The following is a 19,478-nucleotide window of genomic DNA, read 5'->3' on the forward strand; positions in this document are numbered from 1 at the left end:
GAAAGGCTCATGACGTTCACGGCGAGCTTCACAGCGCGGCCCTGCGGGCGGTCGTGCTGTGCTCGATCGTTCACAACCCGACCCTTCGGGCGGTTGTGAAGCGCGGTCGGTTGTTCAGGTCGCGGTGGTCGGCGGTGTCCGTCCACCCGCGTTCCTCGTTGAAGATCCACGGCACCTGGCCGCCCTGCTGGTCGGCGTGCTCGATCACCACCGCGCCGCCCGGGCGCAGCAGCCGGGCGGCCACCCGCTCGATGCCGCGGATGGTGTCCAGGCCGTCCTCGCCGGAGAACAGGGACATCTGCGGGTCGTGGTCGCGGGCCTCCGGCGCGACGTACTCCCACTCGGTGAGCGGGATGTACGGCGGGTTGGAGATCACCAGGTCGAAGCGGCCGTCCCAGGAGCGGTCGTCCTCGAAGGCCTTGGTGGCGTCACCGGCGTGCAGGGTGACCCGGGCGCGGTCCGGGCTGGCCTCGATGTTGCGCCGGGTGTACTCCAGCGCCCCCTCGTCCAGCTCGAAGGCGTGCACGGTCGAGCGCGGCAGCTCCTGGGCCAGGGCGAGCGCGATGGCGCCGGAGCCGGAGCACAGGTCGACCACCAGCGGCTCGGCGACGTCCATGTCGCGCACGGCGTCTATGGCCCACTCGACGACCGTCTCGGTCTCCGGCCGGGGCACGAACACCCCGGGGCCGACCGCCAGTTCGAGGTAGCGGAAGAACGCCCGCCCGGTGATGTGCTGCAGCGGCTCGCGGGCCTCGCGGCGCGAGACCGCCTCCCAGTAGCGGGCGTCGAAGTCGGCGTCCTGCACGGTGTGCAGCTGGCTGCGCTTGACGTTGTGGACGTAGGCGGCGAGTTCCTCCGCGTCGAAGCGCGGCGACGGCACGCCGGCCGCGGCCAACCGCTGGGTGGCCTGGGCCACCTCGGCGAGCAGCAGGTTCATCCGTACGACCTCATGTTTCTGCGCTCCGGCTCCGGTCTTGCGTCGGGCCGGGGCGCGCCGGTCTCAGTTCTCTTGGGCCGCGGCGAGCTTGGCCGCCGCGTCCTTGTCGACACAGGACTGGATCACGGCGTTCAGGTCGCCGTCCAGGACCTGGTCCAGGTTGTACGACTTGAACCCCGTGCGGTGGTCCGAGATGCGGTTCTCCGGGTAGTTGTACGTCCGGATCCGCTCGGAGCGGTCCACCGTGCGGACCTGGCTGCGACGCGCGTCCGAGGCCTCCCGCTCGGCCTCCTCCTGCGCGGCGGCCAGCAGCCGCGAACGCAGGATGCGCATCGCCTGCTCCTTGTTCTGCAGCTGGCTCTTCTCGTTCTGGCAGGACGCCACGATACCGGTCGGCAGGTGGGTGATCCGGACCGCCGAGTCGGTGGTGTTGACCGACTGGCCGCCGGGGCCGGAGGAGCGGTAGACGTCGATCCGCAGGTCGTTCGCGACGATCTCGACCTCGACCTCCTCCGCCTCGGGGGTGACCAGCACGCCCGCCGCGGAGGTGTGGATGCGGCCCTGGGACTCGGTGGCGGGGACGCGCTGCACGCGGTGCACGCCGCCCTCGTACTTCAACCGGGCCCAGACGCCCTGGCCGGGCTCGCTGTTGCCCTTGGTCTTCACGGCGACCGAGACGTCCTTGTAGCCGCCGAGGTCGGACTCGTTGGAGTCGATGATCTCGGTCTTCCAGCCGATCCGCTCGGCGTAGCGCAGGTACATCCGGAGCAGGTCGCCGGCGAACAGCGCGGACTCCTCGCCGCCCTCACCCGCCTTGATCTCCAGGATGACGTCCTTGTCGTCGCTCGGGTCGCGCGGGACGAGCAGCAGCCGCAGTTCCTCGGTCAGCTCGTCGCGGCGCGCCTCGGACTCCTTCACCTCGGAGAGGAACTCCGGCTCCTCGGCGGCGAGTTCGCGCGCGGCCTCGATGTCCTCGCCGGCCTGCTTCCACTGCCGGTAGACCCGGGTGATCGGGGTCAGCTCGGCGTACCGCTTGGCCAGCTTGCGGGCGTTGTTCTGGTCCGCGTGGACGGACGGGTCGGCCAGCCTCGTTTCGAGGTCGGCGTGCTCGACGAGGAGCTCTTCGACTGCCTCGAACATGGGGTGGCCTTCTTCCCGGTGACTCGGATCGTGTGGAGGGCGGAGCGGGGCGGAGCTGTGCGGTACGCGCTGGGACGCGAACGGCGCCGGCCCCCAGCGCCCCCGACAACGAGTACGGGGGCACCGGGAACCGGCGCCGAGGGAGCGCTAGGCCTTCGCGCTGTGCTGCTTGCCGAAGCGGGCCTCGAAGCGGGCCACGCGGCCGCCGGTGTCGAGGATCTTCTGCTTGCCGGTGTAGAACGGGTGGCACTGCGAGCAGACCTCGGCGCGGATCACGCCACTGGTCTCGGTCGAGCGGGTGGTGAACTCGGCGCCGCAGGTGCAGGTCACATTGGTGACCACGTACTCCGGGTGAACGTTGGGCTTCAAGGGGTTCTCCTAGTTTTCGGGAGGGCACCGGGTCGGCGGCTGGAATGCCGCACGTGAACCGGGACCGACGGACCAGTCTGCCAGGACCGGCCGCATCTTCCCAAACCGGGGCCCGCCGCGGCTTATTCCGGGGGACATTCCGGACGCTTCGCACCGGCCTCCCGGAGGGTGGCGCGGGCGCGCGCGGGCCGGCGGCTCAGCGGACGGCGGAGGCCTTCGCGGTGGGCTGCACGGACGACTTCACGGACGGCTTGGCGGCGCCCGCCGCCGGGGCCGTGGGGGCCGCCTGGGCGGGGTTCTCCGGCTGGGCCGAGACGACCGCCTGCGGGAGGGGCTGGTCGGCCTTGAGCGCCGCCCAGACGTTCCCGGCCTGCGGCTGCTGCTCGACCACCCGGTTGGGGTCGCTGGGCGCGGTCACCACCGGCAGGGTGACCATGGACAGCTGGTCCGGCCCGATCCCCTTGAGCTCCTGCACCAGCCCGACCAGGGAGTTCACCGAACCGAGCGCGGAGTCGGTGGTGACGCTCTTGGTCATGGTGTCGCCGATCGACCACAGCTTGACCGGGTTGGAGAACAGTCCGATCCCGCCGGCCTGCCGGAGCAGCGACTTGACCATCTGCTTCTGCAGCTCGATCCGGCCGAGGTCGCTGCCGTCGCCGACGCCGTGCCGGGTGCGCACGAAGGCCAGCGCCTGCTGCCCGTCCAGGTGGTGCTCGCCGGCCGGCAGGTCGAGCCCGCTGTCCTTGTCGTGGATGGCCACCGTGGTGGTCACGGTGGCCCCGCCTATCGCGTCCACGACCCGGGCGAAGCCGGCGAAGTCCACCTGGAGGTAGTGGTCCATCCGCAGCCCGGTGAGCTGCTCGGTGGTCTTGACGGCGCAGGTCGCGCCGCCCGCCTCGAAGGCGCTGTTGTACATCGCGCGCTTGGCCGCCGGGACGGCCTTGCCGGCGCCGTCGGTGCACTGCGGGCGGTCGACCAGGGTGTCGCGCGGGATCGAGACGATCGAGGCCCTGGAGTGGTCCTGGTAGACGTGGACCACCATCGCGGTGTCGGAGCGCGCGGTGTCACCGGTGTCCCCGCCGGCCAGGTCGCCGTTCTCGCCGACCCGCGAGTCGGAGCCCAGCACCAGGATGTTGAAGGAGCCGTCGGTGGCGGCCGGGGGCCGCGCCTCGCCGAGGCGGGAGTCGATGTCGACGCTCTTGATGTTGCCGTTGAGCTTCAGGTACGCGTACGCCCCCGCGCCGCCGCCGGCGACGACGAGCGCGGCGACCGCGCAGGCGGACCACCGCAGGACCTTGCGGCGGCGACTCGGGACCCTCTTGTGCTCGGCCATACGGTCCAGAGTAAATCGGACAAGAAGATCAAATAGTCCCAAGCTGTCCCAACTCTGGAACAAAGCGGCCCTGAACGCACGGAACCCCGGACCGCTCGCGCGATCCGGGGTTCCGTGCTGCAGCGGAGTCCGCCTACGGTCAGTCGCCCGAACCGGGGGTGGTCTTGGCGATCTGCATCAGGAACTCGGCGTTGCTCTTGGTCTGCTTCATCTTGTCCAGGAGCAGCTCGATCGCCTGCTGCGAGTCGAGCGCGTGCAGCACCCGGCGCAGCTTCCAGACGATGGCCAGCTCCTCGCTGCCGAGCAGGATCTCCTCCTTGCGGGTGCTGGAGGCGTCCACGTCGACGGCCGGGAAGATGCGCTTGTCCGAGAGCTTCCGGTCGAGCTTGAGCTCCATGTTGCCGGTGCCCTTGAACTCCTCGAAGATCACCTCGTCCATCCGCGAGCCGGTCTCGACCAGCGCGGTGGCCAGGATGGTCAGCGAGCCGCCGTTCTCGATGTTGCGCGCGGCACCGAAGAACTTCTTCGGCGGGTACAGCGCGGTCGAGTCGACACCACCGGACAGGATGCGGCCGGAGGCCGGCGCCGCCAGGTTGTAGGCGCGGCCCAGGCGGGTGATCGAGTCCAGCAGGATGACCACGTCGTGGCCCAGCTCGACCAGGCGCTTGGCGCGCTCGATGGCCAGCTCGGCGACGGTGGTGTGGTCCTCGGCCGGGCGGTCGAAGGTCGAGGAGATGACCTCGCCCTTGACCGACCGCTGCATGTCGGTGACCTCTTCCGGACGCTCGTCGACCAGGACGACCATCAGGTGGCACTCGGGGTTGTTGTGGGTGATCGCGTTGGCGACCGCCTGGAGCACCATGGTCTTGCCGGTCTTCGGCGGCGCGACGATCAGACCGCGCTGGCCCTTGCCGATCGGCGACACCAGGTCGATGATCCGGGTGGTCAGCACGCCCGGGTCGGTCTCCAGGCGCAGCCGCTCCTGCGGGTACAGCGGGGTGAGCTTGTTGAACTCGGGGCGGCCGCGGCCGGTCTCCGGGTCCATGCCGTTGACGGAGTCCAGCCGCACCATGGCGTTGAACTTCTCGCGGCGCTCGCCCTCGCGCGGCTGGCGCACGGCACCGGTGATGGCGTCACCCTTGCGCAGGCCGTTCTTGCGGACCTGGGCGAGCGAGACGTAGACGTCGTTCTGGCCCGGCAGGTAGCCGGAGGTGCGCACGAAGGCGTAGTTGTCGAGGATGTCGAGGATGCCCGCGACCGGGATCAGGACGTCGTCGTCGCCGATCTGCGTGTCGACCGCCGGACCGGCCTCGAAGCCGTCACGGCCGCGACGGCCCCGACGGTCGCGGTAACGGCCCCGACGGCCGCGACGGCCGTCGCCGAACTCGTCGTCGTCGTAGCCGCCCTGCTGGACCTGCGGCTGCTGGGCCTGCTGGCCCTGGCCGCCCTCGCGGCGCTGCTGGCCGTCGCCCTGGGCCTGCTGCTGGCCCTGCTGGCCCTGGCGGTCGGTGCGCTCGCGGCGGTTGCGGCGGTCGCGACGCGACTCGCGGCCGTCGGCGTCCTGCCCGGCCTGGGCCTCGCCGGCGTCCTGACGCTCGGTGCGCTCCGTACGCTCGGTGCGCTCGGTGCGCTCGCCGCCGTCCCGGCGGTCACGGCGCTCGCGGCGGTCGCGACGGGTCTCGCGACCCTCCTCGCGGCCCTCGAAGGCGCGGGTCTCGGCCGGACGGTCGGCCTGCTTGGGCTCGGCCACGGCGACGGTGGCGGCCTCGGCGACGGCCTCCGCGGCCGCGACGGGCGCGGTCGGGGCGCCGGCGGCCGAGGTGGCGCGGCGGCGGGTGCGCTCGGCACGGGCCGGCGCGGCGGTCTCGGCGGCGGCCTGGACCGGGATCTCGATCTGGGCCTGCGGCTCGGCGGCCGGGGCCGCGGCAGCGGCTGCGGCGGCCTTGGTGCGGCGGGCCGGCTTCTCGGCCGGGGCCTCGGCGTCCGCCTTGGCGGCGGTGCGCTTGGCGGCCGGGGCGCCACCGGCGGCGAGCAGCGGGTCCCCGCCGCTCTTCTCCTTGATGGTCTCGATCAGCTGGCTCTTGCGCATGCGTCCGGTACCGGTGATGCCCAGGTCCGCGGCGAGCTTCTGCAGCTCGGCGAGGACCATGCCGTCCAGGCCAGCGGCGGCACTGCGGCGGCGGCGAGCCGGGGCAGCGGGGGCGGCGGTCGCGTCCGACGCTTCGGCGTCCGGGCGCGCGCCCATCAGATCGGTGGAGTCGCTCACTAAGGGTCCTTCCCTGGAGCGGACGTCGGCCTGTCTGGCTCGGCGACCGGTTGTGCTGTCCTGACCAACGCTCGACTGCGTCGGTCCGAGGCGGTGATCCCTCGAATGGCGGGAGCCCGTCGAGGGAGAGCTGCGAGGTGCGGTGCGTGAAGCACGGTGGTGCTGAGGTGGCGCGTGGGCCGGTCGTGTGTCGACCTCCCCAGAGGGCGTTGCGCCCACGCTGCCTGCGAATCCCGGGCCCCCGTCGCGTGACGGTGGCCCGCGCTCCGCCCGTCCTGGCCCCTAGTGGGAGGCCGCGGGTGGGAGTCAGGTGCCGTCACGGCTTCGGGATGCGACCGCTTGTCGCGCAGGCAGGCTGCGTACGCGCTGCGGTGGGCTCCCGGAGAATCGTCGCCCCGGACCTCGCGGCGGTTCCACGGCAGTGGAACGCTGGGATCGGGACGCGGCGCACCTAGCCCCGGAGGGCACCTGGTGCAGCAATGAGGTTAACACTACCGACCCCCTCAGACATTCCCCGACCTCGAGCTTGCCAATCGTGTCCGGACGGCCCGGCTCTGCGCCGGGCCGAACCGGCAGCTCAGACGCCCAGTGGGAGCACGGTGGCCCCGGTGCGGTCGACGTCGAGCCGGTGCGCGGCGAACGCCGGGTCGCCGCCGTGGCCGTGGTGCCCGGCGAAGGAGAGCACCTTGTCGACGCCCGCCTCGTCGGTGAGCGCCAGCACGGTCGGGCCGGCCCCGGAGATGACCGCGGGGACGCCCTCCGCGCGCAGCGCGCCGACCAGCGCGGCGCTGTCCGGCATGGCGGAGGAGCGGTAGTCCTGGTGCAGCCGGTCCTCGGTGGCGGCGAGGAGCAGTTCGGGGCGCCTGGTCAGGGCCTCCACCAGCAGGCCGGAGCGGCCCGCGTTGACGGCGGCGTCGGCCAGCGGGACGGTCTTGGGCAGCAGGCCGCGGGCGGTCTCGGTGAGCACCTCGCCGGCCGGCACGAACACCACCGGGACGACCTGCGCGGAGGGCTCCAGGGCGACCGCCTTGGCCGACTCCTCGTCGGTCCAGGCGATGGTGAAGTTGCCGCGCAGGCAGGCCGCGACGTTGTCCGGGTGGCCCTCCAGCTCGGAGGCGAGGGCCAGCAGCGCGTCGTCGTCCAGCGCGGACGGGCCGCCGATGGTGACGGCGCGGGCGGCCACGATCCCGGCGCAGATGGCGGCCGAGGAGGAGCCCAGGCCGCGGCCGTGCGGTATCCGGTTGGCACAGACCACTTCGAGGCCGCGCGGCTGGCCGCCGAGCCGGTCGAAGGCGGCCCGCATCGAGCGGACCAGCAGGTGGCGCTCGTCCCGCGGCAGCGTCTGCGCGCCCTCGCCGGCGATGTCGACGGAGAGGCCGGAGTCGGAGACCCGGACGACGACGTCGTCGTACAGGCCCAGCGCGAGCCCGAAGGCATCGAAGCCCGGGCCGAGGTTGGCGCTGGTCGCGGGAACCCGGACCCGGACGGCGGCGGCACGGAACGCAGGACCGGCCATGCGGTGGACTCTCCTGGGGAAATCGGGCGGCGCGGAGCGCGTCGTCGGTGCGAGGTGGGGAAAGGGCCGCGGCCTCTCGGGCCTGGCGGTCGCTGTCGTCGGCGCGGCCCGTACCAGGACGGGCCCGGGGCATGTGCCACACGGCCGGTCCCAGAGTATCGAAGAGAGGTTCCCCAGTGGTACACCCCGTGGGCCTTCGATCTGGTGTGTTGCCGGTTCTGGCCGGAATGCGCACCCCCCGCGGTCAGGGAGTGGGGTGGAATCGGATCGGAATGCGCAGCGGAATTGACACAAAAGTGTCACCGGAGAACTGTGACGGGCCGACCCCCGAAAGGGTCGGCCCGTCGAACTGTCAGGCCCCGCCGTCAGTCCAGCAGTCCGAGCCGCTGGGCCGCGGCCTCCGGGTCGACCGGGACGACCTGCGGCTGCGGCGCGCCGGCCACCGCCCAGTCCGGGTCCTTGAGGCCGTTGCCGGTCACCGTGCAGACGATCCGCTGGCCCGGGTCGACCAGGCCGGCCTCCGCCTTGGCCAGCAGGCCGGCCACCGAGGCGGCCGAGGCGGGCTCCACGAAGACGCCCTCCTGCGCGGCCAACAGCCGGTAGGCGGCGAGGATCTGACGATCCGTCACCTTGTCGATGAGGCCGCCGGACTCGTCCCGCGCGGCGAGCGCGAAGTCCCAGGAGGCCGGGTTGCCGATCCGGATCGCGGTGGCGATGGTCTGCGGCTTGAGGACGGGCGCGCCGTCCACGATCGGGGCCGAGCCGGCGGCCTGGAAGCCCCACATCCGCGGGGTGCGGGCGGCCATCCCGTCGGCGGCGTACTCCCGGTAGCCCTTCCAGTAGGCGGTGATGTTGCCCGCGTTGCCGACCGGCAGGACGTGGATGTCCGGGGCGTCGCCGAGCATGTCGACGATCTCGAAGGCCGCCGTCTTCTGGCCCTCGATCCGCACCGGGTTCACCGAGTTGACCAGCGCCACCGGGTACTTCTCGGACAGTTCGCGGGCGAGCGTCAGGCAGTCGTCGAAGTTCCCGTCGACCTGGAGGATCTTGGCTCCGTGCACCAGCGCCTGGCCCATCTTGCCCAGGGCGATCTTGCCCTGCGGGACGAGCACGGCGGAGACCATCCCGGCCCGCACCGCGTAGGCGGCGGCGGAGGCCGAGGTGTTGCCGGTGGAGGCGCAGATGACGGCCTGGGCGCCCTCCTCCTTGGCCTTGGAGATGGCCATCGTCATCCCGCGGTCCTTGAAGGAACCGGTCGGGTTGGCGCCCTCGACCTTGAGGTAGACCTCGCAGCCGGTGCGCTCGGAGAGCACCTGGGCCGGTACCAGGGGCGTGCCGCCCTCCAGCAGGGTGACCACCGGGGTGGCCGCGGTGACCGGCAGGCGGTCCCGGTACTCCTCGATCAGGCCGCGCCACTGGTGGGTGTGCGCGCCTCGGACGACGTTCTCGGCAACGGCGTTCATGGCTGGTTCCTTATTCCCCTTCGACCCGCATGATGCTGGCCACGTCCCGCACGCTGTCCAGCGCGCGGAGCTTGTCGACCGTCGCCGACAGCGCGGCGTCGGTGGCACGGTGGGTGACCACGACGAGCGAGGCGTCGCCGTCGCGGCCCTGCTGGCGCACGGTGTCGATGGAGACGCCGTGCTCGGCGAAGACGGACGCGACCTGGGCGAGCACGCCCGCCCGGTCGTCCACGTCCAGGCTGACGTGGTAGCGGGTGACCACCTCGTCCATCGGCTTGGCGGGCAGCTGCGTGTACACGGAGTCACCGGGACCGGTGGACCCGGCCAGCTTGTTGCGGCAGACCGCGACCAGGTCGCCGAGCACCGCGGAGGCGGTCGGCGAGCCGCCCGCGCCCGGGCCGTAGAACATCAGCCGGCCGGCCGCCTCGGCCTCGACGAACACCGCGTTGTACGCCTCGCGGACGGACGCCAGCGGGTGCGAGAGCGGGATCATCGCCGGGTGGACCCGCGCGGTGACGGACGCGCCGTCGGCGGCCCGCTCGCAGATCGCCAGCAGCTTGACCACGCAGCCCATCGCCTTGGCGGAGGCGATGTCGGCGGCGGTCACCTCGGTGATGCCCTCGCGGTAGACGTCCGCCGCGGTGACCTCGGTGTGGAACGCGATCCCGGCCAGGATGGCGGCCTTGGCGGCGGCGTCGAAGCCCTCGACGTCGGCCGTCGGGTCCGCCTCGGCGTAGCCGAGCGCGGTGGCCTCCTCCAGCGCCTCCGAGTAGCCGGCGCCGGTGGTGTCCATCTTGTCGAGGATGAAGTTGGTGGTGCCGTTGACGATGCCCAGCACCCGGTTGACCTTGTCCCCCGCGAGGGACTCGCGCAGCGGGCGCAGCAGCGGGATCGCGCCCGCCACCGCGGCCTCGTAGTACAGGTCCACGCCGGCCGCGGCGGCCGCCGCGTGCAGCTCGGTGCCGTCCTTGGCGAGCAGCGCCTTGTTGGCGCTGACCACCGAGGCGCCCTTCGCGAAGGCGGACAGGAGCAGCGATTTGGACGGCTCGATGCCGCCCACCACCTCGACCACGACGTCGATGTCACCGCGGCCCACCAGGGCCTCGGCGTCGGTGGTGATCAGGTGCTCGGGCACCCCGGGGCGCACCCGGCCGGCCCGGCGGACCGCAATCCCGGCGAGCTCGACCGGGGCACCGATGCGAGCGGCGAGGTCGTCGGCCGTCGTCGTCATGATGCGCGCCACCTCGGAGCCCACCACACCACAACCCAGCAACGCCACCTTCAGCGGGCGCGTACGCATCATCCGACTCCGCTCTGCATTCTTCGTGCTTCGGTATTTCCGGCGGTTTTCAGGGGCCGCCGGTCACTTCGGTCCGTACCAGTCTCGGGGACTTTCCGCACGGATCTACGGTCGTTCCATGATCTGAGACGAGAATTTCGTCATCCGATATCCAGGCGCAGGAGATCCTCCTCCGTCTCGCGCCGGACGATCACCCGGGCCGCACCGTCCTTGACGGCGAGCACCGGAGGCCTGAGGGCGTGGTTGTAGTTGCTCGCCATCGAGCGGCAGTAGGCGCCGGTGGCGGGCACCGCGATCAGGTCGCCCGCGGCCAGGTCGGACGGCAGGAAGGCGTCCCGGACGACGATGTCGCCGGACTCGCAGTGCTTTCCGACCACCCGCACCAGCATCGGCTCGGCGTCGCTGGTGCGCGACACCAGCGCCACCGAGTACTCGGCGTCGTACAGCGCGGTGCGGATGTTGTCGGACATCCCGCCGTCCACGCTGACGTAGGTGCGCAGGCCCTCCAGCGGCTTGACCGTGCCGACCTCGTACAGCGTGAACGCCGTCGGGCCGACGATCGCCCGGCCCGGCTCCACGCTCAGCCGGGGGGCGTTCAGGTCGGCGGCGGCGCACTCCCGGCGGACGATCTCGGCCAGCGCGGCGGCGATCTCGGCCGGCTCGCGCGGGTCGTCCTCGCTGGTGTAGGCGATGCCCAGGCCGCCGCCCAGGTCGATCTCGGGCAGCTCGACGCCGTGCTCGTCCCGGATCCCGGCCAGCAGGCCGACCACCCGGCGGGCGGCGACCTCGAAGCCCGCCATGTCGAAGATCTGCGAGCCGATGTGCGAGTGGATGCCGCGCAGCTCCAGGCTGTCGTGGCCGAGCACCCGGCGCACCGCCTCGGCGGCCGCTCCCCCGGTGAGGGACAGGCCGAACTTCTGGTCCTCGTGCGCCGTGGCGATGAACTCGTGGGTGTGCGCCTCGACGCCGACGGTGATCCGGATCAGCACCTGCTGGCGCACGCCCTGGCGGGCGGCGATCGCGGCCAGCCGCTCGATCTCCTCGTAGGAGTCGACCACGATGTGCCCGACGCCGGTCTTCACGGCGTGCTCCAGCTCGTCCACCGACTTGTTGTTGCCGTGCAGCGCGATCCGCTCCGCCGGCATCCCGGCGGCCAGCGCCACCGCCAACTCCCCGGCGCTGCACACGTCGAGGTTGAGGCCCTCCTCGTGCAGCCAGCGCACGACCGCCTTGGAGAGGAAGGCCTTGCCGGCGTAGTAGACGTCCGCGTCGGCGCCGAAGGCGTCCCGCCAGGCGCGGGCCCGGCTGCGGAAGTCCTCCTCGTCCAGCACGTAGGCCGGGGTGCCGAACTCGGCCGCCAGCCGCTTGACGTCGATCCCGCCGACGGTGGCCACGCCCTCGGCGTCGCGGGCGACGGTGCGCGACCAGACCTTGGGGTCGAGCGCGTTCAGATCGGCCGGCGGGGCCTGGTAGTGGCCCTCGGGCAGGACATCACCGTGACGGGGGCCTGCGGGGTGTGCGGAGCGACTCATGTCCAAAGTCCTTCGAGACCTATGGCGAGGGGCGGCGACGGTCCTCGTTGACCGTCAGCCGCCCCCGCTGTGCGCTTGGGGGTGGTGCTTACATCCGCTCGGGCGCCGTCACGCCCAGGAGCGTGAGGCCGTTGGCGAGCACGGTGCGCGTCGCCTCGACCAGCCAGAGGCGGGCCCGGTGCGTGTCGTTGAGCTCCTCGTCGCCCTTGGGCAGGAACATGCAGTTCTCGTACAGGCGGTGGTACTTGCCCGCGAGCTTCTCCAGGTAGACGGCGACGCGGTGCGGCTCGCGCAGCTCGCCGGCCGTGGCCAGCACGCGCGGGAACTCGGCGAGGTGGCCGAGCACGTCGGACTCCCACTCGGTGGCGAGCAGCTCGGGTTTGAACTGCTCGGCCGTGCCCTTGTCCACGCCCAGCTCGGCCGCCTTGCGGGCGACACCGCACATCCGGGTGTGGGCGTACTGGACGTAGTAGACCGGGTTCTCGTTGGTCTGGCTGGTCAGGATGTTGATGTCGAGCGTGATCGTCGAGTCCGTGGAGGAGCGCGCCAGGGTGTAGCGGGCGGCGTCGACGCCGATCCAGTCGACCACGTCGTCGATCGTGATGATGTTGCCGGCCCGCTTGGACATGCGGACCTCTTCGCCGTCGCGAAGCATCTTCACGAACTGGCCGATCTTCACCTCGATGTTGTGGTTCATGTCGTCGCCCGCGCAGGCCGCGATGGCCTTGAGGCGGTTGACGTAGCCGTGGTGGTCGGCGCCCAGCATGTAGAGCGCGACCTCGGCGCCGCGGTCCCGCTTGGACAGGTAGTACGCGGCGTCGGCGGCGAAGTAGGTCTTGTCGCCGTCGGCCTTGATCAGGACGCGGTCCTTGTCGTCACCGAAGTCGGTGGTGCGCAGGAAGACCGCGCCGTCCTGGTCGAAGACGTGGCCCTGCTCGCGCAGCCGCTCGATGGCCTTCTCGACGGCGCCCGAGTCGTGCAGCGTCTTCTCCGAGAACCACACGTCGAAGTGGGTGCCGAACTCGTCCATCGAGCGCTTGATCTCGGCGACCATGAGCTTGAGGCCCTCGGTGCGGAAGACCTCCAGCTGCTCGGCCTCGGGCAGGTCGAGCACGCCCGGGACCGCGTCGGTGAGCGCCTTGGCGATGTCGACGATGTACTCGCCGACGTAGCCGCCCTCGGGCACCTCGCGGCCGTTCGCGGCGGCCTGGAGCGAGGCGGCGAACTTGCTGATCTGCACGCCGGCGTCGTTGAGGTAGTACTCGGTGGTGACGTCGGCGCCGGAGGCCCGCAGCACGCGCGCCAGCGAGTCGCCGACGGCCGCCCAGCGGACGCCGCCGATGTGGATCGGGCCGGTCGGGTTGGCGGAGACGAACTCCAGGTTGATCTTGAGGCCCTTGAGGGCCTCGTTGCGGCCGTAGGCCTCGCCCGCCTCGACGACGGTGCGGGCGAGCGCACCGGCGGTGGCGGTGTCCAGGGTGATGTTCAGGAAGCCCGGACCGGCGATGTCGACCTTGGCGACGCCGGTGATCCCTCGCAGGCGCTCGGCCAGGGCCTCGGCAACGGCTCGCGGCGGCTTGCCGGCCGCCTTGGCGAGCTGGAGGGCCACGTTCGTCGCGTAGTCGCCGTGGTCCCGGTTCTTGGGCCGCTCGACCGTCACGTGCTCGGGCACGGCGACGGCCAGCTCGCCCGCCTCGACGGCGGAGCTCACTGCGGCCTGGATTGCCTGGGAAAGGTCTGCGGGGGTCACGACGCCAAGCGTAGGCGAGACGGGGTACCCGCCCGCCACCCGGTTTGCCGGTTGAGACGCCGCGGGACGGCGCCCCCTGGGGTGTCAGCCGCGATCCGCACGCCCTGTTCGCTCAGGGCGAAACCCGGCGGGCCGTTCCGCGGCCGGCATCAGGCGCCGGACCAGGGCCACCAGGTCGGCGGGGTCGAAGGGCTTGCCGAGGTAGCCGTCCACCCCGACCGCCTCCCCCAGATCGAGGTCCGCCGGGGTGCAGGCGCTCACGATCGCGATCGGCAGCCCGCTGGTGTCCGGGGTCGCGCGCAGCCGGGCCGCCGTCCGCAAGCCGTCCAGCCGAGGCATCACCACGTCCAGCGTCACCACGTCGGGCTTCACCCGGCGGACGACCTCCAGGCACTCGGCGCCGTCGGCGGCGGTCACCACCTCGAAGCCCTCGAGCTCCAGGTTGACCCTGATCAGCTGGCGGATCACCTCGCTGTCGTCCACCACGAGGACCCGCCCGGACACGACCGACACCTCACCGAGGGTATCGGCGGCCCCGCCGCCCCGTCCGGCCTTTGGACACTTCCGCCCGCCGGGCGGCCGCCCGGCGCCCCGACGATCTTTCCGGAAACCCGTGCACGGACCCTGCTGGAAGCCTGGTAGTGTTCATCCCGTCGGAACGCGCGAGTGACCGACAGGCCAACCGGCCCCCGTAGCTCAGGGGATAGAGCACCGCCCTCCGGAGGCGGGTGCGTAGGTTCGAATCCTACCGGGGGCACTTCGCAGGAAGTGCAATCGAGGCCCAGATCAGTGGAGTTGATCCACGGATCTGGGCCTTCGTCATGTCCGGGCGCGGACGCCCGGGACGGGGTGCCGACGGGCCCGGGCCCCGGGGGGAGGGGCCCGGACCCGTCGGGTCAGGGGGCGCTGCCCTCGACCTGGGTGTACAGGGTCGCGATGGTGTGGTCGAAGTAGGCGCTGTACGAGGTGTCGTCGCTGTCGCCGCCCTGCTGGTAGCCGCCGATCGCGCCGACCACGTCCCCGGTCGCGGTGTTGATCCAGGGGCCGCCGCTGGTGCCGGACGGGTACGCCGGGCAGTCGATCACCCGCTGGTAGGCGCTCTGCTGGGCGGTGGTGTTGGTGCAGAGGCTGGGCGTCTCGGCGCCGGCCGGGTAGCCGTAGAGGCGGACGGTCGCGCCGAAGGACTCGTCGGTGCCGAGCTTGTTGCCGCCGACCACGTCCTCGACGTTGCGGCCGTTGCTGGGGGCGGTCTCCAGGATCGCGAAGTCCTCGTCCACGTCGCCGTTCTGGGACCAGCCGCTCGCCGTGTGGACCGCCGTCACCTGCCAGGTGCCGTACGGCGCGGAGCCGTCCCGGTAGCCGGGGGCGAAGGTCACCCCGCCGGGGCTGCTGACGCAGTGCGCGGCGGTCAGCAGCAGGTTGCCGGTGGCGCTGTGCAGCACGCTGGCGGTGCAGAAGTGGTTGCCGGGCCCGACCGGACCGCTGAACAGCGCGCCGACGGTGGAGGACTCCCGGTCGTCGGCGGGGGCGGCGGCGGTCCTGCCGAGCGCGGCGCTGCGCACGTCGGGCGCGGCGGACGTGGTCGGGGCGGGGGCCGTCGGGGTGTCCGTGGCGGTCGGCGTCCCGGTGGGCGTCGGGGTGTCCGTCGGGGTCGGGGTCGCGCTCGGGGTGGTGTCCGCGGCCGGGCCGGGCGAGGCCGGCGCCGCGGTGGCGGTGGCCGGCTCCGGGACGACGGCCCGGGTGCTGCGGGCCACCTTCCCGGCGGCCGTCGCGTCGGACAGGCTGAACCCGTGCGTCCCGGCCAGCACGGCGGCCACCACGAGGGCCGCCAGCGCGGTGAACAGCGAGGGGGCGAGCAGACGGTGACGGCGCGACCTCTCGCGGCTGTGCTGGCCCATTCCTGACTCCCCTGCCCTGGTCGGTGGCGCCTCGTTCGGTCAATGACTATGGCGCCCCAGCCTGGAAGCCTCGTTACCGTCGGCTTGGAGCTCGATGAGAAAAGCGCCCACCGGAGCAGGAGCGTAACCGGAACGGGCCCTGCGATGAAGGCGATGGACGTCGAAGACCGTGGACGTCGAAGACCGTGGACGTCGAAGGGCGGTGGACGTCGCGGCACGGCGGCGCCCCCCTCGCTCCCCCGGCGGTGGCCGGGGAGCGAGGGGGCGCGGGGGTTGCGGTGCGCCGCCGCGGTCAGTCGGCCGGCGGCCGGTCCGACCCCGCCTCCGCGCGGACCTCCGCCGCCGGCTTCACGTTGGCCTTCACGTCGGCCATCGCCGCGGCCCGCGGGCTCGGCCGGCCGTCCACGGCCGCCGGTGCGGCGGCCGGCGCCTGCGCGCCGCCCGGGACGGCGGTCGCCCCGGCGGGCGCCGGCCGGTGGTCGATCATCAGGAAGGCGACCAGAGCGGCCAGCAGCAGCACGCCCATCGCGACCCAGGTCGCGACCACGTAGCCGTGCACCGCACCCTGGGCCCGCACCAGCGGATCGCTGGTGATCCGGGTGGCCAGGTACGTCGCGGTGGCGCTGGCGGCGATCGTGTTCAGCAGCGCCGTGCCGAGCGAACCGCCCACCTGCTGGGCCGAGTTGATGGTGGCCGAGGCCGCACCGGCCTCGTGCGGGGCGACCCCGAGGGTGGCCAGGCTCATCGCCGGCATGAACACCAGGCCCATGCCGAAGCCGATCAGCAGCACCGAGGGCAGCACCATGGCGGCCCACGGGCTGTCCACCTTCATCTGGGTCAGCCAGGCCATGCCGCCCGCGGCCAGCAGCAGCCCGGGGGTGATCAGGTTCCGGGACGGCACCCGGGTCATCAGCCGGGCCGCGACGCCGGTCGAGCTCAGGATGATGGCCGCCGTCATGGGCAGGAAGGAGACGCCCGAGACCACCGGCGAGAAGTGCTTGATGGCCTGCATGTAGTAGGTCAGGAACAGGAACAGGCCGAACATGCCGACCATGGCCAGGCCCACCGAGAGGGCGCCGCCGCCGCGGTTGCGCTCGGCCACGATGTGGATCGGCAGCAGCGGGTGCGCGGAGCGCTTCTCGACCAGGACGAACACCCCGAGCAGCGCCACGCCCAGCAGCAGCGAGCCGATCACCAGACCGTCGCTCCAGCCCCGGGTGACGGCCTCGGAGGTGCCGAACACGATGGCCAGCAGGCCGCCGCAGCCGAGCAGCGCCCCGGGCAGGTCCAGCTTGATCCGGCGGCCCTTCTCGACGTGGTCGCGGTGGAGCACCCGGAAGGCCGCGAAGGCGGTCACCACGGCGATCGGGGTGTTCACGAACAGGCACCAGCGCCAGTCCAGGTACTCGGTGAGCAGCCCGCCGGCGATGAAGCCGATCGCGGCGCCGCCACCGGCGATCGCGCCGAAGATGCCGAAGGCCGTACTGCGTTCCTTCGGATCGGAGAAGGTGGTGGAGAGCAGGCCCAGCGCGGATGGGGCGAGCAGGGCGCCGAACGCGCCCTGGAGGGCACGGGCACCGAACAGCATGGCCGGGTCGACCGCCGCGCCGCCGAGGGCGGAGGCGAGGGCGAAGCCCAGCAGGCCGACGATGAACACGCGCTTGCGGCCGAAGAGGTCGCCCAGCCGGCCGCCGAGCAGCAGCAGGCCGCCGAAGGCGAGGGTGTAGGCGGTGATCACCCATTGCCGGTTCGCGTCGGTGATGCCCAGGTCCCGTTGGGCCGACGGCAGCGCGATGTTCACGATGGTGATGTCGAGGACGATCATGAGCTGGGCGATGGCGATGACCGTCAGCGCCCACCAGCGGCGACTGTCGGCGGTCCCATGACCGATGGCGGCGGGTTGAGCAGACACTGGTCGAGCCTTCCGGAGGGGGTACGGAGAGGTCACGCAGTCGCCTTCCAGCCAAACGCCGACCTCGGCGAATGGCAAGGAAAAACCTCACCAAATCGACCTTTGTCGGACAAAAGGACCAGGACCCCGGGACTCGCGACCGAGTCCCGGGGTCCTGGTCCCCACCACGCGCCCCGGCGCGCCGACGGCTCCGCCCAGGGCGCCGACGGCCCCGCTCAGAGCGCCGAGAGCTCCGCTCAGAGCGCCGAGAGCTCCGCGACCAGGTCGTCCAGCCCCAGCGAGCCCTGCGAGAGCGCCGCCATGTGCCAGGCCTTGAGGTCGAACTCCTCGCCGCGCGCCTCGTGCGCCGCCCGCGCCGCCGCCCGGCCCCGGAGCCAGGCCCGCTCGCCCAGCTTGTAGCCGATCGCCTGGCCGGGCATGCCCAGGTAGCGGACCAGCTCGCTGTCCAGGAAGTCGGCGGACAGGCCGCAGTACCGGCCGAAGAACTCCCGCCCGTGCTCGGGGCTCACCGGCTCGCCCGGCCGGTACGGGGAGTCCGCCGGGAAGTCCAGGCCGACGTGCATGCCGATGTCGACGATGACCCGCAGCGCCCGCATCATCTGGGCGTTGAGGAAGCCCAGCCGGTGGCCCGGGTCGGTGAGGTAGCCGAGCTCGTCCATCAGGCGCTCGGCGTACAGCGCCCAGCCCTCCAGGTTGGCGCTCACCCCGCCGAGGCTCACCTGGTAGCTGGAGAGCCGGTCCGCGACGTACACCCACTGCGCGAGCTGGAGGTGGTGGCCGGGGACGCCCTCGTGGTACCAGGTCGACACCAGGTCCCAGACCGGGAAGCGCTCCTCGCCGAGGACCGGCAGCCAGGTCCGGCCGGGGCGGCTGAAGTCCAGTGCGGGCTGGGTGTAGTACGGCGCGGCGGCGCTGCCGGGCGGGGCGATCCGCGACTCGACCCGGGTGACCGGCTCGGCCAGGTCGAAGTGGGTGCCCTGGAGGTCCCGGATGGCCTGGTCCATCAGACCCTGGAGGTACTCCCGGGCGGCCTCGGCGCCCTCGATCGCCGGGCCGTCCGTCTCCAGCCACTTCATCGCGGCCATCGGGCCGACGCCCGGGCGGACCTTCTCGGCCTCGGCCTCCATCTGCGCGAGCAGGTCGTGGAACTCGCTCCAGGCCCACGCGTACGCCTCGTCCAGGTCCAGGTCCGCGCCCGTCCAGTAGCGCACCCAGCGGGCGTAGCGCTCCCGCCCGGCGGTGTCCGGGGTGCCGGCGGCGGCCGGGCCGTACACGTCGCGCAGCCAGTCGCGCAGCGCGGCCAGCGCCTCGGCGGCGGCCACCGCGTGCACGGACAGCTCGGCCCGCACACTCTCCGGGGCGTCCTGGACGAACTCGCCGAACCAGCCGCCCGGGACGTCCCCGGCCAGCCACTCGCCGAACTGGCCGACCACCGTCCCGACCTGGCGCGGGCCGGACAGCAGCCCGCGCTCGATGCCCTCGGTCAGCGTCCGCCGGTACTGCTCCAGCGCCAGCGGGACGCGGGCCAGGCGGCGGCCGATCAGCTGCCACTCGGCCTCGGTGTCGGTGGCCATCAGGGTGAAGGCCTCCCGGGTGTTGTGCACCGGGGAGCCGAGGTTGCGCACCGCGCGGTAGTCCTCCCCGGCGTCGTGCACGGCGAGTTCGGCGGTCAGCCGCTCGCGCAGCAGGCGGGCGCAGCGGCGCTCGGCCTCGTCGTCCGCGGCGCCGGCCCGCTCGGCCTCGTCCAGCCGGGCCAGGGTGCGGCGGGCGAGGTCGGCGATCCGCTCGGCGCCGTCCGGGGAGAGGTCGGGCAGCCGGTCGTCCTCGGGGTTGAGGCCGAGGTAGACGGCGGTCAGCGGGTCGAGGTCGGCCAGCGCCTGGACGTAACCGTCGGCGATGCGGCGGGGAGTGTCGCCGCCGGTGGTGATCAGTTCTTCAACCATTCGGACATCATCGCGGTGCCCGGGCCGATTGCAAGCCCCCGTCATCGACCGTTGACCGGCTGGGGTCAGGGCTCTGACACAGGGTGAGCGGACCAAACACCCGTTCGGAGAGATCCGGT

At 72.4% G+C, this 19,478-nt stretch carries 14 protein-coding genes and 1 tRNA gene; 1 reads left to right on the forward strand and 14 read right to left on the reverse strand.

Annotation, left to right across the window (positions count from 1 at the left end; genetic code table 11):
* Positions 1 to 70 precede the first annotated feature (70 nt).
* The 11 genes from prmC to ACFC1T_RS28405 form a co-directional block, all read right to left on the reverse strand.
* Positions 71 to 937 carry a peptide chain release factor N(5)-glutamine methyltransferase gene (prmC, locus tag ACFC1T_RS28355; RefSeq protein WP_375892984.1) on the reverse strand — a complete coding sequence of 289 codons (867 nt, stop codon included), beginning with the start codon at positions 935 to 937 and terminating at the stop codon, positions 71 to 73.
* A gap of 63 nt (positions 938 to 1,000) precedes the next feature.
* Complete coding sequence (gene prfA, locus ACFC1T_RS28360; RefSeq protein ID WP_375892986.1) at positions 1,001 to 2,077, reverse strand: peptide chain release factor 1; 1,077 nt, start codon at positions 2,075 to 2,077, stop codon at positions 1,001 to 1,003.
* Positions 2,078 to 2,224: 147 nt separating this feature from the next.
* Positions 2,225 to 2,446 (reverse strand): 50S ribosomal protein L31, encoded by a 222-nt coding sequence (rpmE, locus tag ACFC1T_RS28365; RefSeq protein WP_327680707.1) that lies wholly within the window; start codon positions 2,444 to 2,446, stop codon positions 2,225 to 2,227.
* 196 nt (positions 2,447 to 2,642) lie between these two features.
* The gene (locus ACFC1T_RS28370; RefSeq protein WP_375892988.1) at positions 2,643 to 3,779 is read right to left on the reverse strand and encodes an LCP family protein; all 1,137 of its coding nucleotides are present in this window, start codon (positions 3,777 to 3,779) and stop codon (positions 2,643 to 2,645) included.
* A 139-nt stretch (positions 3,780 to 3,918) separates the two neighbouring features.
* Complete coding sequence (gene rho, locus ACFC1T_RS28375; RefSeq protein WP_375892990.1) at positions 3,919 to 6,045, reverse strand: transcription termination factor Rho; 2,127 nt, start codon at positions 6,043 to 6,045, stop codon at positions 3,919 to 3,921.
* Between the two features lie 577 nt (positions 6,046 to 6,622).
* Positions 6,623 to 7,561, reverse strand: coding sequence for a homoserine kinase (gene thrB, locus ACFC1T_RS28380; RefSeq protein WP_375892992.1), 939 nt, complete (start codon positions 7,559 to 7,561; stop codon positions 6,623 to 6,625).
* 365 nt (positions 7,562 to 7,926) lie between these two features.
* Entirely contained in the window at positions 7,927 to 9,024 is a 1,098-nt protein-coding gene (thrC, locus tag ACFC1T_RS28385) for a threonine synthase (RefSeq protein ID WP_375892994.1), read from the reverse strand.
* A 10-nt stretch (positions 9,025 to 9,034) separates the two neighbouring features.
* Entirely contained in the window at positions 9,035 to 10,327 is a 1,293-nt protein-coding gene (locus ACFC1T_RS28390) for a homoserine dehydrogenase (protein ID WP_375892996.1), read from the reverse strand.
* A 137-nt stretch (positions 10,328 to 10,464) separates the two neighbouring features.
* Positions 10,465 to 11,856: a diaminopimelate decarboxylase gene (gene lysA / locus ACFC1T_RS28395; RefSeq protein ID WP_375892997.1), complete on the reverse strand. Its 1,392-nt coding sequence runs from the start codon at positions 11,854 to 11,856 to the stop codon at positions 10,465 to 10,467.
* A gap of 88 nt (positions 11,857 to 11,944) precedes the next feature.
* Positions 11,945 to 13,606: an arginine--tRNA ligase gene (argS, locus tag ACFC1T_RS28400; protein WP_375892999.1), complete on the reverse strand. Its 1,662-nt coding sequence runs from the start codon at positions 13,604 to 13,606 to the stop codon at positions 11,945 to 11,947.
* 84 nt (positions 13,607 to 13,690) lie between these two features.
* Positions 13,691 to 14,110 (reverse strand): response regulator, encoded by a 420-nt coding sequence (locus ACFC1T_RS28405; RefSeq protein WP_375893040.1) that lies wholly within the window; start codon positions 14,108 to 14,110, stop codon positions 13,691 to 13,693.
* A gap of 181 nt (positions 14,111 to 14,291) precedes the next feature.
* On the opposite strand from ACFC1T_RS28405, the gene ACFC1T_RS28410 reads away from it, so the two are divergent.
* Positions 14,292 to 14,363, forward strand: a tRNA-Arg gene (locus ACFC1T_RS28410).
* Between the two features lie 139 nt (positions 14,364 to 14,502).
* Here ACFC1T_RS28410 and ACFC1T_RS28415 read toward each other — a convergent pair.
* The 3 genes from ACFC1T_RS28415 to ACFC1T_RS28425 all read right to left on the reverse strand — a co-directional run bounded on the left by ACFC1T_RS28415 (position 14,503) and on the right by ACFC1T_RS28425 (position 19,359).
* Positions 14,503 to 15,504, reverse strand: a complete 1,002-nt coding sequence (locus tag ACFC1T_RS28415; RefSeq protein WP_375893000.1) for a trypsin-like serine peptidase — start codon at positions 15,502 to 15,504, stop codon at positions 14,503 to 14,505.
* A 292-nt stretch (positions 15,505 to 15,796) separates the two neighbouring features.
* Entirely contained in the window at positions 15,797 to 17,416 is a 1,620-nt protein-coding gene (locus ACFC1T_RS28420) for an MFS transporter (protein WP_375893002.1), read from the reverse strand.
* Between the two features lie 236 nt (positions 17,417 to 17,652).
* Positions 17,653 to 19,359 (reverse strand): DUF885 domain-containing protein, encoded by a 1,707-nt coding sequence (locus tag ACFC1T_RS28425; RefSeq protein ID WP_375893004.1) that lies wholly within the window; start codon positions 19,357 to 19,359, stop codon positions 17,653 to 17,655.
* Positions 19,360 to 19,478 lie beyond the last annotated feature (119 nt).

Origin of the sequence: Kitasatospora sp. NPDC056076 (genome assembly GCF_042266305.1) — a bacterium.
Classification (GTDB): Bacteria; Actinomycetota; Actinomycetes; order Streptomycetales; family Streptomycetaceae; genus Kitasatospora.

Coding starts and splice junctions, on each gene's coding strand:
- prmC (WP_375892984.1), bottom strand. CDS start 937: ATGAACCTGCTGCTCGCCGAGGTGGCCCAGGCCACCCAGCGGTTGGCC.
- prfA (WP_375892986.1), bottom strand. CDS start 2,077: ATGTTCGAGGCAGTCGAAGAGCTCCTCGTCGAGCACGCCGACCTCGAA.
- ACFC1T_RS28370 (WP_375892988.1), bottom strand. CDS start 3,779: ATGGCCGAGCACAAGAGGGTCCCGAGTCGCCGCCGCAAGGTCCTGCGG.
- thrB (WP_375892992.1), bottom strand. CDS start 7,561: ATGGCCGGTCCTGCGTTCCGTGCCGCCGCCGTCCGGGTCCGGGTTCCC.
- thrC (WP_375892994.1), bottom strand. CDS start 9,024: ATGAACGCCGTTGCCGAGAACGTCGTCCGAGGCGCGCACACCCACCAG.
- ACFC1T_RS28390 (WP_375892996.1), bottom strand. CDS start 10,327: ATGATGCGTACGCGCCCGCTGAAGGTGGCGTTGCTGGGTTGTGGTGTG.
- lysA (WP_375892997.1), bottom strand. CDS start 11,856: ATGAGTCGCTCCGCACACCCCGCAGGCCCCCGTCACGGTGATGTCCTG.
- ACFC1T_RS28415 (WP_375893000.1), bottom strand. CDS start 15,504: ATGGGCCAGCACAGCCGCGAGAGGTCGCGCCGTCACCGTCTGCTCGCC.
- ACFC1T_RS28425 (WP_375893004.1), bottom strand. CDS start 19,359: ATGGTTGAAGAACTGATCACCACCGGCGGCGACACTCCCCGCCGCATC.